Here is a 24,475-nt window from a genome sequence, read left to right as displayed (position 1 = left end):
ATGGCGGGCGTGGCGGCGATCGGCGAACGGCTGCGGGTCCTGGGGCTGGCCACGGCGGGTGTCGTGGTGCTGCCGGCCGAGGACGCGGACGCGGTACGGGCCGCCTGGGGCCGGCTGCCCGCGGGGACCGGGCTGGTGATCGTCACCCCGGCGGCGGCGCGGGCGCTCGGCACCGGCCGGCTGGAGGGCGGCAGTCCGCTGGTCGCGGTGATGCCGCCATGACGCGGACCACGCTGCCGGAGGGAGCGGCCGCCACGGTGGAGCCGGTGCGGGAGCGGCTGCTCGCCGCCGCCCGGGCGGAGGCCCGCGCCCTGCTGGCGGACGCGGAGCGGGACGCCGCCGCCACGCTGCGGGACGCCGAGGGCCGGGCCGGGGAGATCCTCGCCGAGGCGCGGGCCCGGGGCGAGGCCGACGCGGCCGCCGCGCTGGCGGCCGGGCGGGTGCGCCGGCGCCGGGCGGCCCGCGCCCGGGAGCTGCGGGCCCGCCGCGCGTGCTGGGAGGAACTGTGCCGGCAGGTGGAGCACGGCGTCGGGCAGCTGGCCTGTGCGGAACTGCGGGAGCGGCTGGCCGAGCGGGCGCGCCGGGTGCTGGGACCGGACGCGCGGATCGAGCGGACGGCGGACGGCGGCGTGGTCGGTGAGGCGCCCGGGCGCCGTCTCGACCTGTCCCTGACCGCGATCGCCCGCCGGTCGGCGGCCCTGAACGGGGTGGAGGTGGAGGAGCTGTGGGCGCCATGACACGCGAGCCGGGCGGCGCCGGCCGCATCGTCCGTGTCGCGGGTCCGCTCGTGCAGGCCGAGGGCCTGGGCGGGACGGCCATGAACGACCTGGTCGCCCTGGGCGAGGCGGGGCTGCCCGGTGAGGTCGTCGCGATCCGGGACACCGTCGTCACCGTCCAGGCGTACGAGTACACCGGCGGTCTCGCACCCGGCATGCCGGCCCGTCCGCTGGGCAGGCCGCTGACGGCCGCCCTCGGCCCGGGCCTGCTCGGCGGGATCTTCGACGGGCTGCTGCGTCCCCTGTCGACGACGGGCGCCTGGCTGGAGCCCCGTCCGGCCGACGCCGGCCCCCCGGCGCCGGTGGAGCGGGACTTCGTGCCGCTCGCGGCCGAGGGCGGCGACGCCGCGCCCGGTGACGTCCTCGGCGAGATCCACGACGCCGGACCGGTGCGGGTGCGGATCATGACACCGCCCGGGTGCTCCGGCCGGATCGAGTACCTCGCCGGAGCGGGCCGGTACGCCGAGGACTCGGTCGTCGCGACGGTGGCCGGGACCGACGTGCGGATCACGACGCGCTGGCCCGTGCGCAGACCCCGGCCGGTCCGCTCACGCCTGGACTCCTCCCGGGCGCTGCACACCGGGCAGCGCGTCATCGACCTGCTCTTCCCGGTGGCGCTGGGCAGCACGGTCGCGGTGCCGGGCGGTTTCGGGACGGGCAAGACGGTGCTGCTCCAGCAGATCGCGAAGTGGTGCGACGCGGACGTCATCGTCTACGTCGGCTGCGGTGAGCGCGGCAACGAGATGGCCGACGTCATCGACGACTTCAGCGCGCTGACCGACCCGCGCACCGGCGGACGCCTGGCCGACCGCACGGTGATCGTCGCCAACACCTCGAACATGCCGATGATGGCGAGAGAGGCCAGCGTCCACACGGGGGTGACGGTCGCCGAGTACTTCCGGGACATGGGCCTGGACGTGGTCGTCATCGCGGACTCCACCTCCCGCTGGGCGGAGGCGCTGCGCGAGTTCGCCTCGCGCACGGGCGCGCTGCCCGCCGAGGAGGGCTACCCGGCGGGGCTGGCCTCGGCGATCGCCGCGTTCTACGAGCGGGCCGCGGCGGTGACCACGCTCGGCGGGCGCGAGGGGTCGGTCACGGTCATCGGGGCGGTGTCCCCGCCCGGCGGCGACATGGCGGAGCCGGTCACCGCCCACACCCAGCGCTTCGTGCGCTGCCTGTGGACCCTGGACCGGGACCTGGCGTACGCGCGGCACTATCCGGCCGTGTCCTGGGCGGAGTCCTTCTCCCGCGACGCCGAGGTGCTCGGCGGGCGCACGGCGACCGCGGACGACCCCGAGCGGCCGGTCCGCCGGGCCCGTGTGGCGGAGCTGCTCGCCGAGGCGGACCGGCTCGCGGACCTGGTCGACCTGCTCGGCATCACCGCGCTGCCCGACCGGGAGCGGGTCAGCGTGCTGGGCGGCCGGCTGGTGCGCGAGGGCCTGCTGCAGCAGAGCGCCCTGTCGGAGCGGGACGCCTACAGCAGCCCGGAGAAGACCGCGGCCCTGGCCGACGCGGTGCTGGCGGTCGTCGCCCGCTGCCACGAGCTGGCCGGCGCGGGGGTTCCGGCCTCCCGGATCGAGGAGGTCGACTTCTCGCCCGTCCTGCGGGCCCGCGAGGAGGCCGGACCGCACGACGCCCCGTTGGTGCGGACCCTGTGCGACACGATGCTGGCCCGGCTGGAGGAGCTGAGATGAGCGCCGGCCGTGCGGAGCGGGACCGTGTCGAGTTCACCTCGGTACGGGAACTGCGCGGGCCGCTCGCGGTGGTCGACGGAGTCGAGGGGGTGGGCTGGGACGAGTTCGTGCTGCTCTCCCCCGACGGTGAGGCGCAGCGGCACGGACTGGTCCTGGAGGTCGACCGGGGCACGGCCGTCGTGCAGGTCCTTGAGGACACCGCCGGCATGGACCCGGCGCGGCTGCGGGCCGCCTTCACGGGTGCTCCGCTGCGCGTCCCGGTCGGGCCGGGCTGGCTGGGCCGGGTCTGCAACGGGCGCGGCGAGCCGCTCGACGGCGGGCCGCCGGTCTTCGCCGCCGGCACCTCGGCGGTCGGCGGCAGCCCGGTCAACCCGGTGCGCCGCGAGCCGCCCGCCGAGCCGGTGCTGACGGGCGTCAGCGCCGTCGACGCCCTCACCACGCTCGTCCGCGGGCAGAAGCTGCCCGTCTTCTCGGCGGCCGGGCTGCCGCACCTGGAACTGGCCGCGCAGATCGCCGCCCAGTCCACGTCCGGCGGGGAGCCGTTCTGCGTGGTCTTCGCCGCCATGGGCGTCACCCACGCGGACGCGGCGTTCGTCCGCGACGCCCTGGAGGAGCGCTCCGCGGCGAACGAGCTGGTGCTCCTGCTGAACACCGCCGACGACCCGGTGATCGAGCGGATCCTGACCCCGCGCATCGCGCTCACCGTCGCCGAGCACCTGGCGTTCAGGCAGGGCCGCCACGTCCTGGTCGTCATGACCGACATGACGAGCTACGCCGAGGCCCTGCGCGAGGTCTCCGCGGCCCGCGGCGAGATCCCCGCCCGCCGCGCCTACCCCGGCTACCTGTACAGCGATCTGGCCTCCCTGTACGAGCGCTGCGGACGGGTGCGGGGTCTGCCGGGCTCGGTCACGGTGCTGCCGGTGCTCACCATGCCCGCGGGCGACATCACGCACCCGGTGCCGGACCTCACGGGCTACATCACGGAGGGTCAGATCGTGCTCTCCCGGCACCTCCAGGCCCGGGGCGTCTACCCGCCGGTGGACGCGCTGTCCTCCCTGTCCCGCCTGATGCGCAAGGGCGCCGGACCCGGCCGGACCCGTGACGACCACCTGGACGTCGCCGCCCAGCTGCTCTCGGCGCTGGCCCGCGCCCGCCAGGTCAAGGAGCTGGCCGACCTGGTGGGCCAGGCGGCCCTCACGCCGACCGACCGCAGCTACCTCGACTTCGACGAGGCGTTCGCGCACGGGCTGGTGGACCAGCGGCGCGACGAGTCGCGCACGCTGGACGAGACGCTGGAGCGGGCCTGGCGGGTGCTGCTGACGCTGCCGCGCAGCCAGCTGACCATGCTGCCCGCCGGGTTCCTCGCCGCCCGTCTCCCCGACGAGAGCGGGTGAGGCCGTGGCCGATCTGCGCACCCCGCCCGGCCGGGCCGGCCGGATGCGGCTGTCCCGCAGCCTGGAGGTCGCCCGGCGCGGGGCGGACCTGCTGGACCAGAAGCTGCGCATCCTGCGCACCGCGCACGACCGGCTGCTGCGCGAGGACGCCGCCGCCCGGGATCGCTGGCACGCGCGCCTGGCCGAGGCCGAGACCTGGCTGCGGCGCGGACTGCTGCTGAGCGGCGAGGACGCCCTGGACACCCCGCCCGCAGCCCCCCGCGCCACGGTGGAGGTGCACTGGACCTCCACCATGGGGGTGCGCCATCCGGGCGCCGTGTCGTGCACGGTCCCCGAACGGGCCCCGGACGGCCCGCCCGCGGCGAACACCGCGCTGCTCCGGGCCGAGGCGGCCTACGCCGAGGCGGTCCGGGCGGCCGCCGAGTCGGCCGCGGCCGGTGAGGCGGCACGCGCGGTCGGAGCGGAGACCCGCACCACCCGCCGGCGGCTGCGCGCGCTGCGCCGCCAGTGGATCCCGCGCCTGGAGAGCGCGCTGGCCCGCGTGGACGCCATGCTGGAGCAGGCGGAGCACGAGGACGCCGTACGCAGGCGGTGGGCCTCGGAGTCCCGGCGCGACTGACACCCCGGACGGACCGGGGCCCGGCGGTCGCCGTCCGCCCGCGCGCGGACGCGGGACGTCGCCTAGGGTTCGCTGCGGAGGCACACGGCACACCACTGCAGGCCCCTCGGAAGCGGGAGCGGAACGGCGTGGAGATCATCGCGTACGGAGTCCTCACCGACGAGCAGCCCCTGCTGCGGGCGGCGTTCGACCAGGCGTTCGGCGACCGGCGCGAGCTGCGGTGTCTGCAGCTGTTCCTCGACCGGGACACCGCGCCCACCGCGGCCGGTCACGAGATCGTGCTCAGCAGCGTCAACGACACCCTCGACGCCGAGGTGCTGCGGGAGCTCTCCCGGGGCGGCACCGAGCTGATCGCCCAGCGGGCCACCGGCTACAACAACATCGACCTGGCCGCGGCCCGGGAGCTCGGGCTGAGCGTGGCCCGGGTGTCGTCCTACTCGCCGTACTCGGTCGCGGAGTTCGCCTGGGCGCTCGCCCTGGCCGTGGGGCGGCGCATCGTCCGGGCCGCGCACCGCACGCGCGAGTTCGACTTCCGTCTCGACGGTCTGCTGGGCCGGGACCTGCACGGCCGCACCGCGGGGGTGGTCGGCACCGGCAGGATCGGCACCGCGTTCGCCCGGATCGCCCACGGCTTCGGCATGCGCCTGCTGGGGTGGGACGTCGCCGAGAACCCCGAGTGCCTGGCCCTCGGCATGGAGTACGTCCCGCACGAGCGGCTGTTCGCCGAGTCCGACCTGGTCAGCCTGCACGTACCGCTGGTTCCGGACACCCACCACCTGGTGGACGCCCGGATGCTGGAGCTGATGAAGCCGGACTCGGTGCTGGTCAACTCCAGCCGGGGCGGCCTGCTGGACACCGACGCCCTGCTGGCCACGCTGCGCGCCGGCCGGCTCGGCGGCGTCGGGCTGGACGTGTACGAGGAGGAGGCGGGGGTGTTCTTCCTCGACAAGTCGCTGGAGGTGATGACCGACGAGCGGCTCGCCCGGCTGATGACCTTCCCGAACGTGCTGGTCACCTCCCACCAGGCGTACTTCACCCGTGAGGCGGTCGGCCAGATCGCCGAGACGACCGTGCGCAACGTCGAGGACCACCTGGCCGGCCGGACGAGCCGGAACACGCTGGTCCACCCCGGTTCCTGACACACCGGCGGGACGGCGCGGTGCCGCACCGGCGGCGCGGCCGTGCCGTCCCGGCAGGCGGCCGCTACGGCGCGGACCCCGGCTCCCGCGCGGGCTCCGGGAGACCGGCGGGGTGTCCGGCGCGTCGCGAGCGGGTGAGGGCCCGCCGGCCGATCGCCAGGGCGAGCAGTCCCAGGAGCACGGCCACGACGGCGCCCACCCTCCCGTCCCGTTGCCCGTGCCGGGACCACCGCTCGAGGTGGCCAGGTGCAGCACCGCGAGGGTGCCCAGCAGGCCCACCGCCATGGCCGACCGAGCAACGCCTGACGGTACGTCAGCGGCGGGCCGGTCCTGTCGGCGCACACCGCCGTGGCCGCACCGCGGACGGCGCCGGGTCAGTTCAGCGTCGCGAGGAAGTTCGTGCAGGCCCGCGCGCACGCGCGGCAGGCGGCCGCCGAGTCCTCCGCTCCCGGTTGCCGGTCGAAGACGTGGGCCGCCTCCAGGCACACGGTCCGGCACCACTCCACCTGCACGCGGATGCTCGACTCGTCGACCTGGTTCTGCTCGGACAGCACACGGCAGGTCGTGTCGCAGACCTCCGCGCACATGATGCCCTTGCGCCGGACGAGTTCCTGGTTCTCGGTGCCGTCGGGATCCACGAGGCTCGCGCGCAGCGCGCACGCCCGGGCGCACTCGGTGCACGCCTGCGCACACGCGAAACGGTCCTCCAGGAACCGGAACAGCTCCTGCTGGGATGTCGTCGAAGTCACACCGCGCGGGTAGCCCCGGTCGGCACCGGTCAAACCCGGTCCCCGCACGGGTTCCGCCCGGTTTTCCCGCCCGGCCCGACGGGCACCCGGCCGGCGCGGGAGGACGAGACACGGAGGTGGGTGACATGCCCGGGCGAGAGGAGCTTCCCTCGACTCTGGAGCGGTCCTCCGAGGAGGCCCGGCGCACCTGGATCAAGGCGCACGACTCGGCGGTGGAGCAGTACGGCGAGGGGCGCACCGCACGGCCTTCGGCGCCCTGAAGCACACCCATGAGAAGGTCGGCGACCACTGGGAGCGCAAGGAGGGCGGCCGCAAGGGACCCTCGGACCCGCGGTCGGCCCGGCCCCGGCAGCGGGGCGGCCGCAGCGGCGAGGGCGTCGACGAGCACGCGTCCAAGGAGCACCTCTACGACCTCGCCAGGCGGCTGGGCGTCGAGGGGCGGTCGCGGATGTCGAAGGCGGAGCTGCTGGACGCGGTCCGCGGGGAGAACCGCTCGCGGACCCGGTCCTCGCAGCCGTCCTCGCGGTCCTCGCGTTCGGACTCCGGGTCGTCCCGAAGGTCGCGCCCGAAGTCGCGGTGAGCCGGTTCGCCGTGAGGTCCGGGGGTACCCGCGTGCCATGAATACCGCATGGATGGAGCTGGCCGCGGGCCGTGGCGCCCTCGGAATCGGCCTGGTCGTGGCAGGTGTGGTGGTCGTGGCTCTGCTGCTGGGAGCCTTCGTCCTCGGCTATCGCAACAAGCGCAGGGAGCCGCCCGTACCGCGCCCGGAGGAGCAGCCGCGGCTGCCCGACGGAGGGCCGGTCCGTGAGACGCGTGAGCACCGGGAGCCGGAGGAGGTGCCGAGAAGCGACCAGCGTCTGACGCCGCACGAGCTGAAGGCGAACGGCGGGCAGAGCGACCGGACGAGCGCGTCGCGGGAGCGCCCCCGGTGGAACGGGGGCGGCAGCGGCGGCTTCGGCAGCGGCGGCCCCGGCGGCCACTGAACCGCCGCACCGCGGCACCCCGCCCCTCACGTCGTGCGAGAGCAAGTCGTACACGCCGTACACAGGGAAGTGAGAACGATGGCCGATCCCGCCCGCGACAGCCTGCCGCTGCCCGACTACGACCATCTGCCGATCGGCGGCCTGGAGAGCCGTGTGCGGTCGCTGTCCGAGGACGAGGTCGAGGAACTGCTGGCGTACGAGCGGTCGCACGCCGACCGGCTGCCGGTGACCGAGCTGCTCGGCTCCCGCCTTGAGCAGCTCCGCGCGGGCGCCGAGCCGACGTCCGGCGATCCGGGCGCGCTGCGTCCCGAGACGGGCCGGGGCCAGGCGGGTTCCCCGGTGTCGCCCGCGACCTCGCCCGAGCCGTTCGGCCCGCCGCCGCACGGCACGCCCGACCAGCGGGGCAAGCCGAAGGGTGACCGCACGTAGGAACCCGGCCGGTCCACGAGACGACCGGCCCGCCTGCCGAAAGAAGGGCCCGTGCCTGCGCACGGGCCCTTCGCCATGCCCGGACCGCCTCCCGGCCCGGACCGCCTCCCGGCCCGGACCGCTCGGGAGCGCGCACAAGTGAGGTGGATCACAGGTTTGAAGTGCATCGCGGGGAGGGGTCCAGCGTCTTTGGAGAGGTGTAGGAGGCCACTGAGACGCAGGACGGTGAGGATGGAGCAGGTTCGGGGGGCGGACGGCTTCGACGAGTTCGCGGCCGCCCGCTGGTCGGCGTTGCTCCATGTCGGGCGGCTGCTCACCGGCGGCGACCGGCAACGCGCCGAGGACCTGGTGCAGGAGGCCCTGGTCAAGCTGTGGTTCGCCTGGCCGAAGGTCGCCGAGCAGGCACCGGAGGCGTACGTGCGCACCGTGCTCGTACGGCTCGCGGCCCGCTCGGCCCGCCGCCGCTGGTGGGGTGAGCGCCCGGTGGAGCAACTGCCCGACCGGGCCGGCCCGGGCGACCTCTCGTCCGCCGTGGCGGAGCGCTCGCGGCTGGAGGCCGCCCTCGCCCTGCTGCCGCCGAAACAGCGCGCCGCGGTGGTGCTGCGCTACTACGAGGACCTGCCCGAGGCCCAGGTCGCCCAGGCTCTGGGCTGTCCCGTGGGCACCGCGCGGTCCCACGCGTCACGCGGGGTCGCCCGGCTCCGCACGCTCCTGTCCGACGCCGTCAGGCCCGTGGGGTGAAGGGAGAACCGATGGACGACTTCGAGCGGGACCTGTCGCGCCTGCTGCGCGACACCCACCAGCACACCCCCTACGAGCCCGAGCACCGGCAGCGGCTGCACGCGGGCATCCGGGCCCGCCGCCGGGCGCGGCTGCTGTGGAGGGCGGGCGGCTCCGCGGTGGCCGTGGCCGGGATCGGCGTCGGGCTCGCGCTGCTGCCCGGCATGCTCACCCGGGCCCAGCCGCCCGCCGACGACCGGCCGCCGCCGGTGACGAGCCGGACGCCGGTGCCCGGCAGCCCCTCGCCGACCGAGTCTCCCGAGCCGAGCGGGACCCCGACAACACTGCCGTCGACGTCCTCCCCCGCCACCCACGCCACCACCGTCACCCCGGTCACGACGACGAGCGAGCCGGCCGTTCCGGCACCGGCCACCGAGTCCCCCGAGCCTCCCCGGCCCAGGGCCACCTCGGCGCCGCCGGCACCCGAGCCCACCCCCACCCGCACCACCGTCCCGCCGTCCCCGCCCGCGCAGACGGAGGAGCCCTCGGCGTCGGCCTCCCTCGAATAGCCGCCTGAGCGGCCCTCCCCGACCCGGGGCACCGCGCCCCGCACCCCGCACCACCCGCCACGGGCGTCTTCGGCATGCCCGGAAAACGGCGTCCGGCCCGCCCGGCGCCGGAAGGAGACCGTGAAGCACCCATGAGAACCGTTCGGCGGTCGCCGCTGATCGACCGCCCGGCCGCCTGCCGGGCGTCCGCGCTGCCGCGCCGGGCGCCCCTGCCCGCGCACCCCGGGGATCCCGTCCTCGACGTGGTCGTCCCCGTGCACAACGAGGAGGACGACCTGGAGCGGTCCGTCCGGCGGCTGCACGCCCACCTCCGCGAGACGTTCCCGTACGCCTTCCGCATCACCGTCGCCGACAACGCCAGCACCGACCGGACCCCGCAGATCGCCGCACGGCTCGCCGCCGAACTGCCCGGCACGGACTGGATCAGGCTGGCCGCCAAGGGCCGGGGCCGCGCGCTGCACGTGGCCTGGTCGCGCTCCGACGCCCCGGTGCTCGCCTACCTCGACGTCGACCTGTCCACCGACCTGGCGGCGCTGCTGCCCCTGGTGGCGCCGCTGATCTCGGGCCACTCGGACATCGCCATAGGGACCCGGCTGGCGCGCGGCTCGCGGGTGGTGCGCGGACCCAAGCGGGAGATCATCTCCCGCTGCTACAACGGGCTGCTGCGCTCCACGCTGGCCGTGGGGTTCTCCGACGCGCAGTGCGGGTTCAAGGCGGTGCGGCGGGACGTCGCCGAGCGGCTGCTGCCCCTGGTCGAGGACCGCGGGTGGTTCTTCGACACCGAGCTGCTGGTGATCGCCGAGCGCGCGGGGCTGCGGATCCACGAGGTGCCGGTGGACTGGGTCGACGACCCGGACAGCCGGGTGCACCTGCTGTCCACGGCGCTGGCCGACCTGCGGGGCATGGCCCGGCTCGGCCGCGCCCTGGCCCGCGGCCGGCTGCCGCTGGCCGCGCTGCGCCGCGGCGACGGCGATCCGGCCGGGGAGGTGCCGGCGGGACTGGCCCGGCACCTGGTCCGCTTCGCCGCCGTCGGGCTCGCCAGCACCCTGTGCCACCTGCTGCTGTTCACCGCGCTCAGGCCGGTGGCGGGAGCCCAGGCGGCGAACGCGCTCGCCCTGCTCGTCGGCACGGTCGCCAACACCGCCGCCAACCGGCGGCTCACCTTCGGGGTGCGGGGCCGCGGCGGCGCGCTGCGCCACCACCTCAAGGGTCTCGGAACGTTCCTGGTCGGCCTGGCGCTGACCAGCGGCTCGCTCGCGGTCCTGCACCACGGCGCGCCCGGGGCCGGTCACCGGGTCGAGCTCGGGACGCTGGTCGCCGCCAACCTGGCCGCCACCCTGGTGCGTTTCCTCCTCTTCCGGGCCTGGGTGTTCCCCTCCCGCCGCACGACGGGACCCGCCGCCTCATGAGCACCGCCCAGCTGCACCGCCCACCCGTCGGCACGGACCGCGACGACCCTCAAGTTCCGGGCGGCGCAGAGGAGTTCCGTGCCCGGCTGCGCGCGGCCGCCCTGCGTCTCGGGCCGGTGCTGCTGACGTACGGCGTGCTGAAGCTGGCCGGTTTCGCCGTCTTCATGTACCTGCTGGACTCCGCGGGCGACTTCCGCGAGAAGAACCCGCGCTTCGGCGGCGGCGAGCACCCCTGGGACGTGCTGGCCAGCTGGGACGGCTGGTGGTACCAGCAGATCGCCCGGCACGGCTACGACCCGGCGCTGACGCCGGTCCCGGGCGCCAAGGGCCTGATCACCCTGGAGGGCAACTCGGCCGCGTTCTTCCCGCTCTACCCGACGCTGATGCGCCTGGTCTCGGAGGGCACCGGACTCGGCCTGTACGGCGCCGGCCTGACGGTCTCCGTCGTCGCCTCGTTCGCCGCCGCGCTCGGCATATACGCCGTCACCAAGCAGCTGGGCGGCCACCGGGCCGGGCTGGTCGCGGCCGGACTGTGGGCGGTCTGGCCGGGCTCCGGCACCGAGTGGTCGGGCTACTCGGAGTCCCTCTACACGGCTCTGGCCGCGTGGGCCTGTCACGCCGTCATGACGCGCCGCTGGCTGACGGCGGGCCTGCTCACCTTCGCGGCGGGGCTCTGCCGGCCCACGGCCGTCGCGCTGGTGGCCGCCCTGGCCGTCGCCGCAGTGCTGTCGCTGCGCCGGCGCGAGGACGGGCCGCGCCGCCCGCTGGCCGCCGTCGCGATCGCGCCGCTGGGCCTGTTCGGCTACCTGGCCTGGGTCAACTACCGCATGGGCGACCTCAACGGCTACTCCAAGCTGCAGGACGGCGCCTGGGCCCACAAGTTCGACTGGGGTGTGCACACCGCCGACGTGCTGACGTCGATCCCGGTCGGGCACTTCGACTATCTCTTCGCGATGCCGTTCGAGGACGTCATCGGGGTCTGCGTGGTGCTGGCGGTGCCGGTGCTGACCGTGCTGCTGCTGCGGCTGCGGCCTCCGGCCGTGCTGGTCGTCTACACGGTGCTGTCGTACCTCATGGTGATGGCCACCCAGCAGATCTTCGGCAACGTCTCGCGCTATCTGCTGCCGCTCTTCCCGCTGTTCGTGCCGCTCGCCCTCGCCCTGCGCCGCCTGAGGTGGCCGTCCCTGACCGCGGTGCTCGGCACGGCGGCCCTGGCCTCCGGGTCGTACGCGGGCTACGTGCTGTTCGAGCTGGGGGTGCCGTAGACGGCGGGCGACCGCGCCGGCACGTTCCAAGTCGGTCTCGGCGGCGCAGCGGCAGCCGTGATGAGGCGGCGGCCGCGGGGCCCGGGCGTCATACTGATCTTGACCGCGCACTGACCAGGCCGACGGTCGGAGAGGGGATGACGGCAGATGACCACCGACGAACCGGACGACGGGCGGGGGCAGCCCGGCCGGCCGGACGGTGCCGCGCCGCTTCCCGACGAGGTGTGGCTGAAGTTCCTCACCGACAGCGAGTCCGCCATACGCGCCTCCGCGCCCAGGGAGCCCTCCGCGAAGGAGCGGGCGTCCGGCCGTCAGCCGCAGCCCGCGTACGCCGTCGGCGACCTGTGGCAGCCGGAGGACCTGTGGGTCCGCGTGGCCTGGCGGGACCTGGACCGCCGTGCCAGGACGCGGCGCGTGGGCCGGGTCGTCGCCACCGCCGCCGCGGTGGCCCTGGCCCTGGGCGCCTGGGCCCAGCTGTCCGCCGGCCCGGGCACGGGTGACCGGCCGGGTCCCGGCCCGGTCCGGCAGGTGGAGGGAGCCACGGCGCCCACGGCCACCCCGCTCCCGACGGGATCCCCCGTCCCGCAGCCCTCCGGACAGCACCCGGAGTCAGCGCCCCGGACCGGATAGCACCCGGAGTCAGCGCCCCGGACGCGTCGGCACCTCGCCGCGGCGGGTGCGCCGCCGCCCGTGCTCACCCCGTCTTCCAGCCGCGCCGCGTGTCGATCCGCTCCCACTCCGCGTCCCACTGCGCCATCCGCAACCGGTCCAGACCCAGCCGGGCCAGCCGGGCGGCCCCCAGCAGCACCCCGCCCGCGAAGGCGCCGGCCAGCGCGCCCCCCATGCCCGTGTGGAGCCAGGCCTCGCCGTCGGACACCGGCGGGCTCGTCGGGTCGCCGCCGCGGTCCACCCAGACGGGGATCGTGCTCCCGGCGGGCGCCCTGGGTGGGACCCGCGCCCGGTCCCGGTGGACCGAGCCGTCCGGCGCGGTCCAGCGCACCGCGCCCCACACCCGCTGGTCGCTCGCCGCCCGGTCGGGGGACGGGCCGGGCGCGTCCCGGACGAGGACCGCCCGCACCTCATGGCTCCCGGCGCGCTGCCGTTCGACGGCCTGCCCGACGGCGCCCGCCGCCGCCAGCCCCGCGACCGCCCCGCCCAGCAGGGCGCACACCCAGCCCGCGAGCACCACCCAGGCCTCGACGACGTCGACCCGGCGCCGGAGCGGGTTGCTCCGCCACCGCCACCACCGCACGGTCGTGCGCTCGGATGTCCTCATTCGCCGACACCCCCTCATGAGCACCGGCAGCACTCTTCCAGTGTGCTCCCGGGACCGCCCGACGGTCCTGTGCGGGGCGGGTGCGCGGACGGCGGCGCGTCACACGGCCCACCGGTTCTCGCCCGGCTTGCGCAGCACGGTCAGCAGGCCGTCCTGTCCGGCCACCGCCTCCAGGGCCAGCGTGCGGTAGCCGGCCTGCCCGAAGAACACGGTGATGCGGTCCTGGTCCTCGCTGAGCACCGTCCCCTCACCCCACTGCCCGTGCCGTACCTCCGTGCCGACGGGGTAGGCGGCCGCGGCGGGGTGGGCGGGGCGTTCCCCGGGCCCGGCGCGGTCCTCGTCGCAGAGGTCGCAGTTGCCGCAGGGCTCCGGGTGGTCCTCGCCGAAGTAGCCGAGCAGGAAGCGCCGGCGGCAGCCGGTGGTCTCGGCGTACGCCCGGGCCATCTCGACCCGGCTCCGGTCGGTGCGGCGGTGCGCCCGCGCCGTCTGCCCGGCCTGCTCGGCCGCCTGCTCCGGCGGTACGCCGGGGGCCGGGTGGACGTCGCCCTCGGCGCCCGTGGCCACGGCGTCGGCCTCCTCGAGCAGGTTCACCGCGGCCGTGACGCGGTTCCTGGACAGGCCCGTCTCCGCGCGCAGTTCGTCCAGGCCGGGGGCGTCGCCGTCATGCTCGTGGACGGCCCGGGCCACGTCCGACAGGGTCTCGCGGCCGGGTGTGCGCCCGGCGAAGTAGGTCTGCATGCCGGTGTCCTCGGACCGGTAGTGCAGGACGGCCAGGGCGGGCTCGCCGTCCCTGCCGCAGCGGCCGATCTCCTGGTAGTAGGCGTCCAGGGAACCGGGCAGCGAGGCGTGCAGGACGAACCGTACGTTCTCCTTGTCGATGCCCATGCCGAACGCCGAGGTCGCCACCACCACGTCGGCCGTGCCGGAGAGGAAGGCGTCGTGGACGCGCTCGCGTTCGGCGGCGCGCAGTCCGGCGTGGTAGGCCTGCGCGGCCAGTCCGAGGGCGGCCAGCTCGCGGGCGTAGTGCTCGCTGTCCCTGCGGGTCCCGGCGTAGACGATGCCCGGTCCGGGTTCGGCCGCGGCGCGTTCGACCACGGCCCGGCGCCGCTCCTCCTCGTCCAGGAAGCGCCGGACCTCCAGTCCGATGTTGGGCCGGTCGAAGCCGGCCACCAGCAGCCGCGGCCGGCGCATGCCCAGGCGTTCGGCGATCTCCCTGCGCACCGGCGCGGCGGCGGTGGCGGTCAGGGCCAGCACGGGTGGTCCGCCCACGCGCCGGATCGCCTGCTCCAGGCGCAGGTAGTCGGGGCGGAAGTCGTGCCCCCAGGAGGACACGCACTGGGCCTCGTCGACGACGAACAGGGCGGGCCCGGCCTCGGCCAGCCGCTCCACCACCTCGTCCTTGGCGAGTTGCTCCGGCGACAGGTACAGCAGCCGCACCTCGCCCCGGCGCAACGCGTCCCACGCGTCCTGCGTGTCGCCCGCGTTGAGGTCGGAGTTGATCGCGACGGCGCCGGGCACCCGCTCGTCGTCCGGCAGGCCGGCGATCTGGTCGCGCTGGAGGGCCAGCAGCGGCGACACGACCACGACCGGCGCGGACAGCAGCACCGCGGGCACCTGGTAGACGGCGGACTTGCCCGACCCGGTGGGCATGACGACGAGGGTGTCCTCGCCGTCGAGCACCCACTCCATGGCGGCGAGCTGCTCCGGCAGGAGGCTGTCCCAGCCGAACACCTCGGCGGCGGCCTCCCGCAGGCGCGCGGCCGGGGCCGCTTCCGTCCGCTGCGCCCTGCGTCCCATGCGGGCTCCTTCGCTCGGGGCGGGCGCGTCCCGACACCGCCCGCGGCGCACTCTGGGTACCCCACGGTCCCGTGCCCTATCAGGCGGCCGCCGCCGGCCGCGTCACGCGGGGGACGCCGCGACCCGCACCCGGTCGCTCTCCCCGGCGGACAGGAAGGACGCCAGCGCCCGGCCCTCCTCGGCGACGGCGCCGCGGTCGGCCCGCGAGAAGCGGCGCAGCGGCGTGACCTCGACGGTGTCCGCCGCGACGGTCCAGGTGGCGGCGACACGGCCGTCGACCAGGACGAGGCGGGCCCCGGCGACGGACAGCCCGCGGTGGGCGTCGTCGATGATCCGGCCGCGGTCGTGGTAGCCGAGGACGGCGTTGTCGAACGCGGGCAGGAAACGCACCGGGGCGGGTGTGCCGGGGTCGGGGCGCGGCGCGCCCGGCAGGTCGAGCAGTTCGCGGCCGCGTTCGTCGCGGAAGGAGACCAGTTCCCCGCGTACGGCCTTGACGGCGGCGGGCAGTCCGGCCAGGCCGCACCAGGCGCGCAGGTCGGCCGAGGCGGCGGGGCCGAAGGCGGCGAGGTAGCGCCGGACCAGCGTCCGTCCCACGGGGTCGGAGCCGTCCGGGGACGGCGGGTCGGCCTCGCGGCCCAGCCAGGAGGAGACCAGCGCGTACCGCGCGCCCCCCGTGGCCCGCCACACTCCGCGCGGCGGCAGCTGCACCGCCGGGAGGAGCGCGGCGACGAGCATCTCCCCCAGCGGCCGGGTGCCCGCCCGCGGCCACCGGGCGGCGACGGCTCGTGCCAGTTCGGGCATCGAGCGGGGCACGCCGTCGGCCATCACCTCCCGGCCCGCCCGCGCGAGTTCCTCCAGGTCGACGTCCGCGAGCTCGCGGCGGTAGACCCCGAGGACCCGCTGGCGCAGCATGGCGTCGTGCCGGGCCCGCCAGGACAGCAGGTCGCCGGCGGTGACGAGGTGGACGGTGCGGCGCATGAGGGGGGCGCGCACCACGCGCCGCCCGGTCAGCAGCTCCGACAGCTCCGACGGGTCGAACGCCCGCAACCGGGACCAGAGCCCGGTGAACGGCTCCTGCGGTTCCTGCGCCTGCAGCCCGCACACGTGCGCGACGGCGTCGTGCACGGGGAGGTCGGCGCGGTCGAGCAGCAGCTGGCGGGCGAGCGTGGCGCGGTTGAGCGCCCGGGTGTCGAGCACGGTCATCGGGGCACCTCGGTCCTGGGAGTCGTGGGCCGGCCCGGGGCGGGGTGGTCCGGCCGGGCCACCGTCCCAGCAGTCGCGGTCAGATCCTGACCGCATGCCGCGCCGGCCGGCGGATCAGCCGGGGTCTTCGGGCGTGCCGTCGGGCGACAGGCCCGTCAGGACGGCCGCGGTGTCGGCCGGTTCCAGGTGCGGGCCGATCCACTCGCACATCAAGACGGTGGCGTCGTCCTGGAGCCGGCCGTCGTGGTAGTCGAGGACGGCCTGGATGAGGCGGCGCAGGGTCTCGGGGACGGGCAGGCCGTCGGCGTGGTGGCGGATCAGGAAGTCGGTGAACTGCTCCAGGCCGAACTCCGGGCCGCCGGCCCGGCGTGCCTCGGTGATGCCGTCGGTGTAGAGCACGATGCGGTCGCCGGGCTGCAGCTGCTCCTCGCAGATGGTGGCGGGCAGGCCGAGTTCGGTGCCCATGGGGTGGGAGGGCCGGCAGGTGAGGTGGCTGGTCCAGCGGTTGCCGCGGATCAGGATGGGCGGGTGGTGGCCGCGGTTGACCCATTGCAGGGTGCCGGTGCGGGTGTCGAGGGCGGCCAGGACGCCGGTGACGTAGCGCCGGTGGCCGTACTGCTCGACGAGGGCGGCCTCGACGGCGTCGCCCTTGCCGAGGAGGTCGGCGCCCTGGCGGCGGGAGTTGCGGCAGGCGCCCAGGGCGAGGGCCCCGGACAGGCCCGCCGCCGTGTCGTGGCCCATGGCGTCGAAGATCGTCAGGTGGACGAGGGGCCCGTCGACGGCGTACTCGAAGACGTCGCCGCTGATGTCGTAGGCCGGTTCCATGGCCGCGGAGATGGTGACCCTGCCGTCCGCGTAGGTGCGGGGCGGCAGCAGGTTCCACTGCATCTCGGCGGCCAGGCTCATGGGGCGTGCGCGCACCAGTTTGGCCAGGGTGTCGCTGGTGCCGCGCTTGCTGACGATGATCAGCGAGATGAGGGCCGCGAGCGCCTCCATGTCCGCCCGCGCCCCGGCGTCGTTGTGCTCGGCGCTCACCCGGAGCATCCCGATGCGTTCCGTCCCGTCCAGCAGCGGCACCCACCACTCGAAGGCGTCCCCGCCCGGGGGCCCGGCGGGCAGGACGTCGCCGTACTGGAAGGCGCGCCCGGCGACGGTGCCCTCGACGGGCAGCTCCCTCTCGTGCCCCTCGGGGGCCGCCCCTTCTCCGGACAGCAGGCACAGGGTGTGGCGGCGCAGGTCGGCGACGTAGATCAGCACCTGGTGGAAGGAGGCGGCCCGGGCGCACTCGGTCGCCTTGGCCGGGAGCAGCTCGATCGGCATGAGGTGGCTGGCGTTCAGCAGCTCGGCGAGCATCCGCCGGCCGCCCTCGCCGTTACGCTCCGTCACGGTCCACCTCCTTCGCCCCGCTGCTCGCTTACCCGCGAATCGGGGTCTCACAGGCCGGGTCACGGACCAGCGCTCCGGCGGCCGCGCCGATGCGGCGTGGAACCGACGCTTCGAAGCGCTTCCCCCGGGTACTTCCATGGTGCATCGACCCGCCGAGGCAGGAAACGGAGGCGCGGAGGCCGTGCTGCTTTCCCATTCGCTCGATCACGGAGTACTCGTCATCACGGTCCATCGCGACCCCGGCATCGGCGGACGCGCCGCGCTCCTCACGAAGATCACCGATCTGGTCCACGCCTTCCGGCCCGCGCCGGTGGTCGTCGTCCTGGACGAACAGGCCTCGGCGGGCGCGGCGGTCAGCGTGGTGCTGCGGGTGCACCGGCTGTGCAGCCGGCTGGGCGTGCTGATGTCGGTGGTCTCGGGCAGCGCGCCCACCCGCCGCGCGCTCGAGGACAACGCCGACACGGCCGGCACCCGCCTGGTCGTCCACGCCCGCCCGGACACCGCCGTGGCCGCCGCCTACACCGCGGCGGCCTGAGGGGCGCTGCCCGCGCGTCACGGCATCGTGCTCTCGGCGCTGATCAGCTCGGTGACCGCCCGCAGGCCCCCCTGCGCGAGGGCGGCCCGCTGCCGGTCGGCGCCGGTGCCGTTCTGCAGCAGCCGGTGCACCAGGGAGGCGACCTGCCGGGCGTCGCCGGACGCCTCCAGTGCCGGGGCGACGTACCGCAGCAGCTCGTACAGCACGTCACCGGCCCGGTGCGGCAGGCCGTGCGGGCCGATCAGGGTGTCGTCCAGCCCGTAGCGGGCGGCGTGCCACATGGCGGCCTGGAGCACTTCCGGGTCGTGCTCGGGCGCGGGCGCGCCGGTGACCGCTTCCGCCAGGGCCGTCTCGACGAGCGCCCGGGTGACGGCGGCGAGCATGACCGCCTCGTCCGCCTGCAGCTGGACGTCCAGGCACCGCACCTCGACGGTGGGATACGTCGACGACAGCCGGGCCAGCCAGTAGAGCTGGCCGCAGTCGGAGATCAGCCCGCTCTCCTGCAGCCGGGCCACGCGCCGGTCGTAGTCGTCGGCGTCGCGGAAGTAGGGGGGCATGCCGCTGACCGGCCAGCGGCCGAAGATCACCGTGCGCCAGCTGGCGAAGCCGGTGTCGTGGCCGTCCCACATCGGGGAGTTCGCCGACATGGCCGTCAGGGTCGGCAGCCAGGCCCGGAGCCGGTTCATCACCTGCACGCCCGCCTCGCGGTCGGGCACGCCGACGTGCACGTGCGTGCCGTTGACGAGTTGTTCCGCCACCAGTTGCGGGGCCTGCGTCACCATGGCCCGATAGCGGGCCTGGTCGGTGACGGCCACCGGGCGGCCGTGCCGGACCGGAGGCGTCCCGCAGGCCGCGATCCGGCAGCCGTGCTCCTCGGCGGCCACCCCGACCGCGTGCCGCAGCCGCAGCAGGTGGCCGCCGACCTCCTCCAGCGTGCTGGAGACCGGGGTGGCGACCTCCACCTGGGCCTGCAGCAGTTCGTACTGCACCTCCTGGTCGGCCACCAGACGCCCCAGGCCCGCAGCCAGGCGCACCTTGTCCGCCTGCGGCACCGGCAGGCCCGTGACCGGGTCGACCAGCAGGTACTCCTCTTCCACGCCGATCGTCGTCATCGACCACCCTCTGTTCCGCCCGGTGACCGGGCCGGGTCGGGCCAGGCCCGTGCGGGGTCCGAGTGCCGCGCACACCACCCGGGCAAACCAGGACGAGCCCGGCACCCCCCGAAGGAGTGATTGATGGGGTCGTTCGGCTCAGCGGTGGGCGGCGCGGGGCGATGCCGCCCGGGGCCGGGGGCTAGGTTCCTGCGGGCTGCCCACCCCTGCCCGGCTTTCCGGGCACCGTTGCTGCCGAACGAGGAGCGCATGGCGACCTACACCGAACCGGTCTCTCCCTCCCCCGCGGTGGAGCGCCGCGGGAGAGGGAAGGTGATCGTCTCCTGGTTGACGACCACCGACCACAAGAAGATCGGGCATCTGTACCTGATCACGTCCTTCGTCTTCTTCCTGGTCGGCGGGGCGCTGGCGATGGCGATCCGCGCGGAGCTGGCCCGGCCGGGGCTGCAGATCCTCTCCGGCGAGCAGTACAACCAGGCGTTCACCATGCACGGCACGATCATGCTGCTGCTGTTCGCGACGCCCACCTTCGCCGGTTTCGCCAACGCGATCATGCCGCTGCAGATCGGCTCGCCCGATGTCGCCTTCCCCCGGCTGAACATGCTGTCGTACTGGCTGTTCCTCTTCGGCGGCCTGATCGTGTTCTCGAGTTTCCTGACCCCGCAGGGCGCGGCCGACTTCGGCTGGACCGCCTACACCCCGCTCAGCGGCGGCGAGCGCACCACGTACGTCGGCGGGGACCTGTGGATCATGGGCCTGGCGCTGTCCGGGTTCGGCACGATCCTCGGCGCGGTCAACTTCATCACCACCGTCATCTGCATGCGCGCCCCGGGCATGACCATGTTCCGGATGCCGATCTTCACCTGGAACGTGCTGCTCACGTCGGTGCTGGTGCTCCTGGCCTTCCCCGTCCTGGCCGCCGCCCTGCTGGTGCTGGAGGCGGACCGGCGTTTCGGGGCCCAGGTGTTCAACCCCGAGAACGGCGGCGCGATCCTCTGGCAGCACCTGTTCTGGTTCTTCGGCCACCCCGAGGTCTACATCCTGGCGCTGCCGTTCTTCGGTGTGATCTCCGAGATCATCCCCGTCTTCGCCCGCAAGCCGATCTTCGGCTACACGGGGCTGATCGGCGCCACCATCGCCATCGCCGGGCTGTCGGTGGCGGTGTGGGCGCACCACATGTTCGCCACACAGGCGGTGCTGCTGCCGTTCTTCTCGTTCATGACGTATCTCATCGCCGTGCCGACGGGCGTGAAGTTCTTCAACTGGATCGGCACGATGTGGAAGGGCTCGCTGTCGTTCGAGCCTCCCATGCTGTGGGCGGCCGGCTTCCTGGTCACCTTCCTCTTCGGCGGTCTCACCGGCGTCATCCTGGGCTCCCCGCCGCTGGACTGGCACGTCACCGACAGCTACTTCGTGGTCGCCCACTTCCACTACGTGCTGTTCGGCACCATCGTGTTCGCGATGTTCGGCGGATTCAGCTTCTGGTGGCCGAAGATGACCGGCACGATGCTCGACGCACGGCTGGAGAAGGTCCACTTCTGGACGCTGTTCGTCGGGTTCCACGCCACGTTCCTGGTGCAGCACTGGCTGGGCGCGGAGGGCATGCCCCGCCGCTACGCCGACTACCTGGCCGCCGACGGCTTCACCGCCCTCAACACGGTCTCCTCGATCGGCGCCTTCCTCCTGGGGCTGTCCACCTTCCCGTTCCTCTACAACGTGTACCGGACGGCCCAGAAGGGCGAGCGGGTCCAGGTCGACGACCCCTGGGGCTACGGCCGTTCCCTGGAGTGGGCCACCTCCTGCCCGCCGCCCCGCCACAACTTCCTCACCCTGCCGAAGGTCCGCTCCGAGTCCCCCGCCTTCGACCTGCGCCACCCGGACGTGGCCGTCCTGGACCAGGCGGAGAACACCGGCAGGCGCGACGCCGTGGACATCGAGGGCCACAAGGGCGAACGGCCGTGAGACGCGGCCGGCACGAGGCGCTGGAATCCGCCGGGCAGGGCGATCTGGTCCGGGAGGCCGAGGGCTATCTGCTCGCCCAGGCCCACCACGACCGCATCCGGCGCGAGGCCGATGAGCTGTGTGCGCGGCTGCCGTGGCTGACCACGGCCCAGTCCGAGGAACTGACGGATCACTACGTCCGCCTGCGCCTCGACGTCTCCCGCCAGTTGCTGCTGGGCACGGTCCAGCGCGCCCAGGAGCTGCGCCGGGAGTACGAGAGCCGCTACGCCGGACTGCGGGCCGCCCTGCTGCGCCGTCACACGGCCGGGGCCTGCGCGGTCCTCAGCGGTGCCGCCGGGCTGAGCGCACTGGCCTGCCTGCTCTCCCGCTGACCGGCCGGCCCCGGCCCGCGGCGGAGATCCCCGAAGCGTGACAGGCTCGAAGGAGAGCCGAGCGGCGAGGAGGGGAGCGATCGTGAGCCGGATCCGGGTGACCGGGTCCGCGGACGGGCTCGGGCGCTACGCGGCCCAGGCCCTGCTGTCCGGCGGGCACGAGGTGGTGGTGCACGCCCGGAACCGGGAGCGCGCCTCCGGGCTCGGCCCGCTGGTGGACCGCGGGGCGGGGCTCGTGGTCGGCGACTTCACCGACCGGGACGCCGTACGGCGCGTGGCCGACGAGCTCAACGGGTCCGGGCCGCTCGACGCGGTCATCCACAACGCCGGTGTGTGGAGCGGGCCGGCCGTCATGCCGGTGAACGTCGTCGCCCCGTATCTGCTGACGTCCCTGCTGCGCGGGCCGCGCCGGCTGGTGTACCTGAGCAGCGGCTCGCACTACGGCGGGCGGCCCTCGCTGGAGGGGGTCGACTGGCGGGGCGCCGGGGCCGGCTCGTACGCCGACAGCAAGCTCTTCGTCACGGCCCTCGCGGCCGCCGTGGCCCGGCTGCGGCCCGGGGTGCTGAGCAACGCCGTGGATCCCGGCTGGGTGCCGACGAAGATGGGCGGACCGAACGCGCCGGACGACCTCGAACTGGGCCACCGCACGCAGGAGTGGCTCGTGACGAGCGACGACCCGGAGGCGCTGACCAGCGGCGGCTACTGGTACCACGGCAGGCGGCGGCAGCCCCATGGCGCGGTGCACGACGAGGGGTTCCAGAACCGCCTCGTGGGGGCCCTGGCCGAGGAGACCGGCAGCGCGCTCTGAGACGCCGCGGCCGAGAGGGGCCGGTCCTGATCGCTTATCTTGGCGCCCATGCAGTCCTACACGATCGGCCAGGCGGCACGGCTCCTCGGCGTGAGTCCCGACACCGCGCGGCGCTGGGCGGACGCGGGCCGGGTGGCGACCCATCGGGACGAGGGCGGGCGGCGGCTGATCGACGGGCGGGATCTGGCCGCCTTCTCCGTGGAGCTGGCCAGGAGCGGGGACGGCGAGGAGGACGTGTCGTACACCTCCGTGCGCAACGCGTTCCCCGGCATCGTCACCGCCGTGAAACTCGGGGACGTCGCCGCCCAGGTGGAGATCCAGGCCGGGCCGCACCGGCTGGTGTCGCTGCTGACCCGGGAGGCCGTGGAGGAGCTGGGGCTGGAGGTCGGCGTGGAGGCCACCGCCCGGGTGAAGTCGACGAACGTGCACATCGACCGGGCGTGACACGGGCCGCACGACACCGGCCGCGCCCCGTAGGAACGCACATGCCAGCTTGACGAGCGTCCTGTACCGCTTATGCGAAGACACAGGTGACTCGCCCCTGGCATCTGCGGCAGTATCATGGGCGTCGCCGAGAGTCCGCAGAGGGAGTGCCACCCGTGATGAGCCGTATCGCGCGCCGGACCCGCCGCCGCCCTGTGCGCCCGGCCGCCCTGGGCTCGGTCGCCCTGCTGGCACTGAGCGCCTGCTCGCCGGCCGGCCCGGACGCGTCCCCGGCGTCCGGCTCGGGCCGGGTGTCCGGCGAGGTGACCGTCTTCGCCGCGGCCTCGCTCAAGGAGAGCTTCACGGCCCTGGGTGAGCGCTTCGAGAAGGCGCACCCGGGCACGGAGGTCACCTTCAGTTTCGGCGGCAGCGACTCCCTGGCCGCGTCCATCACCGGCGGCGCCCCGGCGGACGTGTTCGCCTCCGCCAGCCCCGCGACGATGAAGGTCGTCACGGACGCGGGCGACGCCGCCGGCACACCCGCGACCTTCGTCCGCAACGAGCTGCGGATCGCCACCCTGCCCGGCAACCCGGACCGGATCACCGGCCTGCGGGACCTCACCCGGCCCGGCCTCAAGGTCGTGCTCTGCGACGCGGAGGTGCCCTGCGGCGCCGCCGCGCGCAAGGCGCTGGACGCGAGCGGGCTGAAGCTCACCCCGGTCTCCTACGAGCAGGACGTCAAGGCCGCTCTGACGAAGGTCGAGCTGAAGGAGGCCGACGCCGCGGTCGTGTACGCGTCGGACGTGCACGCCGCGGGTGACAAGGTGGAGGGCGTGACGTTCCCCGAGGCCGCCGACGCCGTCAACGACTACCCGATCACCCTGCTCAGGAACGCCCCGAACGCCGGCGCCGCCAAGGCGTTCCTGGCGCTGGTGCGGTCCGCCGAGGGCCAGGAGGTCCTGGCCGGGAACGGGTTCCTGAAGCCGTGACCGCGCCGAGCGGCCCGTCGGGTGCCGGGACCGGGACGCGCAGGGGCGGTGCGCGGCGCGGGCCCGTGCGCGGCGGCGTGCCGCTGCCGCTGCTGCTCCCGGCGCTGGCCGGCCTGGCGTTCCTGGTCGTGCCGCTGGTCGCCCTGCTCGTGCGCACGCCGTGGCAGAGCCTGCCCGAGCAGCTGACCAGCGCGGAGGTCTGGCAGGCGCTCAGGCTGTCCCTGCTGTGCGCCACGGCGGCGACCGCGGTGAGCCTGGTCGTCGGCGTGCCGCTGGCCTGGCTGCTGGCCCGGGTCGAGTTCCCCGGCCGGGGTCTCGTACGGGCCCTGGTCACCCTGCCGCTGGTGCTGCCGCCGGTCGTCGGCGGCGTGGCCCTGCTGATGGCGCTCGGCCGCAACGGGATCGTCGGGCAGTGGCTGGACGCGTGGTTCGGGATCACGCTGCCGTTCACCACGGCCGGGGTGGTGGTCGCCGAGGCGTTCGTGGCGATGCCGTTCCTGGTCATCAGCGTCGAGGGGACGCTGCGGGCCGCCGACCCGCGCTACGAGGAGGCCGCCGCCACCCTGGGCGCCTCCCGCTTCACCGCGTTCCGCCGGGTCACGCTGCCGCTGATCGCCCCGGGCATCGCGGCGGGCGCGGTCCTGGCCTGGGCGCGGGCGCTGGGCGAGTTCGGCGCGACGATCACGTTCGCGGGCAACTTCCCCGGCCGCACCCAGACGATGCCGCTGGCCGTCTACCTGGCCCTGCAGAGCGACCCGGAGGCGGCGATCGCCCTGAGCCTGGTGCTGCTGGCGGTGTCGGTCGCGGTGCTGGCGGGACTGCGGGACCGGTGGATGAGGGCCGGATGAACGAGCCGCGCGATGCGAA

Annotated in this window: 27 protein-coding genes and 1 pseudogene; 21 read left to right on the top strand and 7 right to left on the bottom strand. The window is 75.0% G+C overall.

Features of this window, described 5'->3' with window-relative positions:
* From ABZY20_RS21385 to ABZY20_RS21360, 6 genes are all read left to right on the top strand, one after another.
* Complete coding sequence (locus ABZY20_RS21385; protein WP_356443081.1) at positions 1 to 222, top strand: hypothetical protein; 222 nt, start codon at positions 1 to 3, stop codon at positions 220 to 222.
* Positions 219 to 737 (top strand): hypothetical protein, encoded by a 519-nt coding sequence (locus tag ABZY20_RS21380; protein WP_356443080.1) that lies wholly within the window; start codon positions 219 to 221, stop codon positions 735 to 737. The genes ABZY20_RS21385 and ABZY20_RS21380 overlap by 4 nt, the downstream gene beginning before the upstream one ends.
* Complete coding sequence (locus ABZY20_RS21375) at positions 734 to 2,470, top strand: V-type ATP synthase subunit A (protein WP_356443079.1); 1,737 nt, start codon at positions 734 to 736, stop codon at positions 2,468 to 2,470. The genes ABZY20_RS21380 and ABZY20_RS21375 overlap by 4 nt, the downstream gene beginning before the upstream one ends.
* Positions 2,467 to 3,864, top strand: a complete 1,398-nt coding sequence (locus tag ABZY20_RS21370) for a V-type ATP synthase subunit B (RefSeq protein WP_356443078.1) — start codon at positions 2,467 to 2,469, stop codon at positions 3,862 to 3,864. The genes ABZY20_RS21375 and ABZY20_RS21370 overlap by 4 nt, the downstream gene beginning before the upstream one ends.
* A gap of 4 nt (positions 3,865 to 3,868) precedes the next feature.
* Positions 3,869 to 4,483, top strand: a complete 615-nt coding sequence (locus ABZY20_RS21365; RefSeq protein WP_356443077.1) for a V-type ATP synthase subunit D — start codon at positions 3,869 to 3,871, stop codon at positions 4,481 to 4,483.
* Positions 4,484 to 4,611: 128 nt separating this feature from the next.
* The gene (locus ABZY20_RS21360; RefSeq protein ID WP_356443076.1) at positions 4,612 to 5,622 is read left to right on the top strand and encodes a 2-hydroxyacid dehydrogenase; all 1,011 of its coding nucleotides are present in this window, start codon (positions 4,612 to 4,614) and stop codon (positions 5,620 to 5,622) included.
* Positions 5,623 to 5,686: 64 nt separating this feature from the next.
* Here the strand turns inward: ABZY20_RS21360 and ABZY20_RS21355 are convergent, their stop codons facing one another.
* Positions 5,687 to 5,803 (bottom strand): hypothetical protein, encoded by a 117-nt coding sequence (locus ABZY20_RS21355; RefSeq protein ID WP_356443257.1) that lies wholly within the window; start codon positions 5,801 to 5,803, stop codon positions 5,687 to 5,689.
* Between the two features lie 193 nt (positions 5,804 to 5,996).
* The gene (locus ABZY20_RS21350; protein ID WP_356443075.1) at positions 5,997 to 6,371 is read right to left on the bottom strand and encodes a ferredoxin; all 375 of its coding nucleotides are present in this window, start codon (positions 6,369 to 6,371) and stop codon (positions 5,997 to 5,999) included.
* Positions 6,372 to 6,496: 125 nt separating this feature from the next.
* Here ABZY20_RS21350 and ABZY20_RS21345 point away from each other — a divergent pair.
* From ABZY20_RS21345 to ABZY20_RS21310, 8 genes and pseudogenes are all read left to right on the top strand, one after another.
* Positions 6,497 to 6,951: pseudogene (locus ABZY20_RS21345) on the top strand (ChaB family protein).
* 37 nt (positions 6,952 to 6,988) lie between these two features.
* Positions 6,989 to 7,354 carry a DUF6479 family protein gene (locus ABZY20_RS21340; RefSeq protein WP_356443074.1) on the top strand — a complete coding sequence of 122 codons (366 nt, stop codon included), beginning with the start codon at positions 6,989 to 6,991 and terminating at the stop codon, positions 7,352 to 7,354.
* A gap of 78 nt (positions 7,355 to 7,432) precedes the next feature.
* A complete protein-coding gene (locus ABZY20_RS21335) occupies positions 7,433 to 7,783 on the top strand; it encodes a hypothetical protein (protein ID WP_356443073.1) in 351 nt (116 codons plus the stop codon).
* A gap of 231 nt (positions 7,784 to 8,014) precedes the next feature.
* Positions 8,015 to 8,524 carry a SigE family RNA polymerase sigma factor gene (locus ABZY20_RS21330; protein WP_356443072.1) on the top strand — a complete coding sequence of 170 codons (510 nt, stop codon included), beginning with the start codon at positions 8,015 to 8,017 and terminating at the stop codon, positions 8,522 to 8,524.
* Between the two features lie 11 nt (positions 8,525 to 8,535).
* Complete coding sequence (locus ABZY20_RS21325) at positions 8,536 to 9,072, top strand: cellulase (RefSeq protein ID WP_356443071.1); 537 nt, start codon at positions 8,536 to 8,538, stop codon at positions 9,070 to 9,072.
* Between the two features lie 131 nt (positions 9,073 to 9,203).
* The gene (locus ABZY20_RS21320) at positions 9,204 to 10,481 is read left to right on the top strand and encodes a bifunctional glycosyltransferase family 2/GtrA family protein (RefSeq protein ID WP_356443070.1); all 1,278 of its coding nucleotides are present in this window, start codon (positions 9,204 to 9,206) and stop codon (positions 10,479 to 10,481) included.
* Complete coding sequence (locus ABZY20_RS21315; protein WP_356443069.1) at positions 10,478 to 11,746, top strand: hypothetical protein; 1,269 nt, start codon at positions 10,478 to 10,480, stop codon at positions 11,744 to 11,746. Before ABZY20_RS21320 ends, ABZY20_RS21315 begins: the two co-directional genes overlap by 4 nt.
* 147 nt (positions 11,747 to 11,893) lie before the next feature.
* Positions 11,894 to 12,376 carry a hypothetical protein gene (locus ABZY20_RS21310; RefSeq protein ID WP_356443068.1) on the top strand — a complete coding sequence of 161 codons (483 nt, stop codon included), beginning with the start codon at positions 11,894 to 11,896 and terminating at the stop codon, positions 12,374 to 12,376.
* Between the two features lie 64 nt (positions 12,377 to 12,440).
* Here the strand turns inward: ABZY20_RS21310 and ABZY20_RS21305 are convergent, their stop codons facing one another.
* The 4 genes from ABZY20_RS21305 to ABZY20_RS21290 form a co-directional block, all read right to left on the bottom strand.
* A complete protein-coding gene (locus ABZY20_RS21305) occupies positions 12,441 to 13,022 on the bottom strand; it encodes a hypothetical protein (RefSeq protein ID WP_356443067.1) in 582 nt (193 codons plus the stop codon).
* 99 nt (positions 13,023 to 13,121) lie between these two features.
* The gene (locus tag ABZY20_RS21300) at positions 13,122 to 14,819 is read right to left on the bottom strand and encodes a RecQ family ATP-dependent DNA helicase (protein ID WP_356443066.1); all 1,698 of its coding nucleotides are present in this window, start codon (positions 14,817 to 14,819) and stop codon (positions 13,122 to 13,124) included.
* Positions 14,820 to 14,921: 102 nt separating this feature from the next.
* On the bottom strand, positions 14,922 to 16,022 hold the full coding sequence (locus ABZY20_RS21295; RefSeq protein ID WP_356443065.1) for a winged helix DNA-binding domain-containing protein: 1,101 nt from the start codon (positions 16,020 to 16,022) through the stop codon (positions 14,922 to 14,924).
* 114 nt (positions 16,023 to 16,136) lie between these two features.
* Entirely contained in the window at positions 16,137 to 17,375 is a 1,239-nt protein-coding gene (locus tag ABZY20_RS21290; RefSeq protein WP_356443256.1) for a PP2C family protein-serine/threonine phosphatase, read from the bottom strand.
* A 217-nt stretch (positions 17,376 to 17,592) separates the two neighbouring features.
* Here ABZY20_RS21290 and ABZY20_RS21285 point away from each other — a divergent pair, with 217 nt between their 5' ends.
* The gene (locus ABZY20_RS21285; protein ID WP_356443255.1) at positions 17,593 to 17,943 is read left to right on the top strand and encodes a hypothetical protein; all 351 of its coding nucleotides are present in this window, start codon (positions 17,593 to 17,595) and stop codon (positions 17,941 to 17,943) included.
* 17 nt (positions 17,944 to 17,960) lie between these two features.
* Here ABZY20_RS21285 and ABZY20_RS21280 read toward each other — a convergent pair whose 3' ends face one another.
* Positions 17,961 to 19,055, bottom strand: coding sequence for a glutamate--cysteine ligase (locus ABZY20_RS21280; protein ID WP_356443064.1), 1,095 nt, complete (start codon positions 19,053 to 19,055; stop codon positions 17,961 to 17,963).
* A gap of 249 nt (positions 19,056 to 19,304) precedes the next feature.
* On the opposite strand from ABZY20_RS21280, the gene ctaD reads away from it, so the two are divergent.
* The 6 genes from ctaD (at position 19,305) to modB (ending at position 24,456) form a co-directional block, all read left to right on the top strand.
* The gene (ctaD, locus tag ABZY20_RS21275) at positions 19,305 to 21,017 is read left to right on the top strand and encodes a cytochrome c oxidase subunit I (protein ID WP_356443063.1); all 1,713 of its coding nucleotides are present in this window, start codon (positions 19,305 to 19,307) and stop codon (positions 21,015 to 21,017) included.
* Entirely contained in the window at positions 21,014 to 21,388 is a 375-nt protein-coding gene (locus ABZY20_RS21270; protein WP_356443062.1) for a hypothetical protein, read from the top strand. The genes ctaD and ABZY20_RS21270 overlap by 4 nt, the downstream gene beginning before the upstream one ends.
* Positions 21,389 to 21,470: 82 nt before the next feature.
* Positions 21,471 to 22,196: an SDR family NAD(P)-dependent oxidoreductase gene (locus ABZY20_RS21265; protein WP_356443061.1), complete on the top strand. Its 726-nt coding sequence runs from the start codon at positions 21,471 to 21,473 to the stop codon at positions 22,194 to 22,196.
* A 48-nt stretch (positions 22,197 to 22,244) separates the two neighbouring features.
* Entirely contained in the window at positions 22,245 to 22,640 is a 396-nt protein-coding gene (locus ABZY20_RS21260; RefSeq protein ID WP_356443060.1) for a helix-turn-helix transcriptional regulator, read from the top strand.
* A 158-nt stretch (positions 22,641 to 22,798) separates the two neighbouring features.
* Complete coding sequence (gene modA, locus ABZY20_RS21255; RefSeq protein ID WP_356443059.1) at positions 22,799 to 23,608, top strand: molybdate ABC transporter substrate-binding protein; 810 nt, start codon at positions 22,799 to 22,801, stop codon at positions 23,606 to 23,608.
* Positions 23,605 to 24,456 carry a molybdate ABC transporter permease subunit gene (gene modB, locus ABZY20_RS21250; protein ID WP_356443058.1) on the top strand — a complete coding sequence of 284 codons (852 nt, stop codon included), beginning with the start codon at positions 23,605 to 23,607 and terminating at the stop codon, positions 24,454 to 24,456. The genes modA and modB overlap by 4 nt, the downstream gene beginning before the upstream one ends.
* Positions 24,457 to 24,475 lie beyond the last annotated feature (19 nt).

Origin of the sequence: Streptomyces sp. NPDC006624, from assembly GCF_040611555.1 — a bacterium.
Taxonomy (GTDB): Bacteria; Actinomycetota; Actinomycetes; order Streptomycetales; family Streptomycetaceae; genus Streptomyces.
Note: the sequence above shows the minus strand (reverse complement) of the source record. Positions and strands in the feature narration are given on the sequence as shown.

Bases quoted from the DNA above. Each gene is read 5' to 3' on its own strand.
- ABZY20_RS21385 (WP_356443081.1), top strand. From the start codon at position 1: ATGGCGGGCGTGGCGGCGATCGGCGAACGGCTGCGGGTCCTGGGGCTG.
- ABZY20_RS21380 (WP_356443080.1), top strand. From the start codon at position 219: ATGACGCGGACCACGCTGCCGGAGGGAGCGGCCGCCACGGTGGAGCCG.
- ABZY20_RS21375 (WP_356443079.1), top strand. From the start codon at position 734: ATGACACGCGAGCCGGGCGGCGCCGGCCGCATCGTCCGTGTCGCGGGT.
- ABZY20_RS21370 (WP_356443078.1), top strand. From the start codon at position 2,467: ATGAGCGCCGGCCGTGCGGAGCGGGACCGTGTCGAGTTCACCTCGGTA.
- ABZY20_RS21340 (WP_356443074.1), top strand. From the start codon at position 6,989: ATGAATACCGCATGGATGGAGCTGGCCGCGGGCCGTGGCGCCCTCGGA.
- ABZY20_RS21335 (WP_356443073.1), top strand. From the start codon at position 7,433: ATGGCCGATCCCGCCCGCGACAGCCTGCCGCTGCCCGACTACGACCAT.
- ABZY20_RS21330 (WP_356443072.1), top strand. From the start codon at position 8,015: ATGGAGCAGGTTCGGGGGGCGGACGGCTTCGACGAGTTCGCGGCCGCC.
- ABZY20_RS21325 (WP_356443071.1), top strand. From the start codon at position 8,536: ATGGACGACTTCGAGCGGGACCTGTCGCGCCTGCTGCGCGACACCCAC.
- ABZY20_RS21320 (WP_356443070.1), top strand. From the start codon at position 9,204: ATGAGAACCGTTCGGCGGTCGCCGCTGATCGACCGCCCGGCCGCCTGC.
- ABZY20_RS21315 (WP_356443069.1), top strand. From the start codon at position 10,478: ATGAGCACCGCCCAGCTGCACCGCCCACCCGTCGGCACGGACCGCGAC.
- ABZY20_RS21310 (WP_356443068.1), top strand. From the start codon at position 11,894: ATGACCACCGACGAACCGGACGACGGGCGGGGGCAGCCCGGCCGGCCG.
- ABZY20_RS21305 (WP_356443067.1), bottom strand. From the start codon at position 13,022: ATGAGGACATCCGAGCGCACGACCGTGCGGTGGTGGCGGTGGCGGAGC.
- ABZY20_RS21300 (WP_356443066.1), bottom strand. From the start codon at position 14,819: ATGGGACGCAGGGCGCAGCGGACGGAAGCGGCCCCGGCCGCGCGCCTG.
- ABZY20_RS21295 (WP_356443065.1), bottom strand. From the start codon at position 16,022: ATGACCGTGCTCGACACCCGGGCGCTCAACCGCGCCACGCTCGCCCGC.
- ABZY20_RS21290 (WP_356443256.1), bottom strand. From the start codon at position 17,375: ATGCTCGCCGAGCTGCTGAACGCCAGCCACCTCATGCCGATCGAGCTG.
- ABZY20_RS21280 (WP_356443064.1), bottom strand. From the start codon at position 19,055: ATGACGACGATCGGCGTGGAAGAGGAGTACCTGCTGGTCGACCCGGTC.
- ctaD (WP_356443063.1), top strand. From the start codon at position 19,305: ATGGCGACCTACACCGAACCGGTCTCTCCCTCCCCCGCGGTGGAGCGC.
- ABZY20_RS21260 (WP_356443060.1), top strand. From the start codon at position 22,245: ATGCAGTCCTACACGATCGGCCAGGCGGCACGGCTCCTCGGCGTGAGT.
- modA (WP_356443059.1), top strand. From the start codon at position 22,799: ATGAGCCGTATCGCGCGCCGGACCCGCCGCCGCCCTGTGCGCCCGGCC.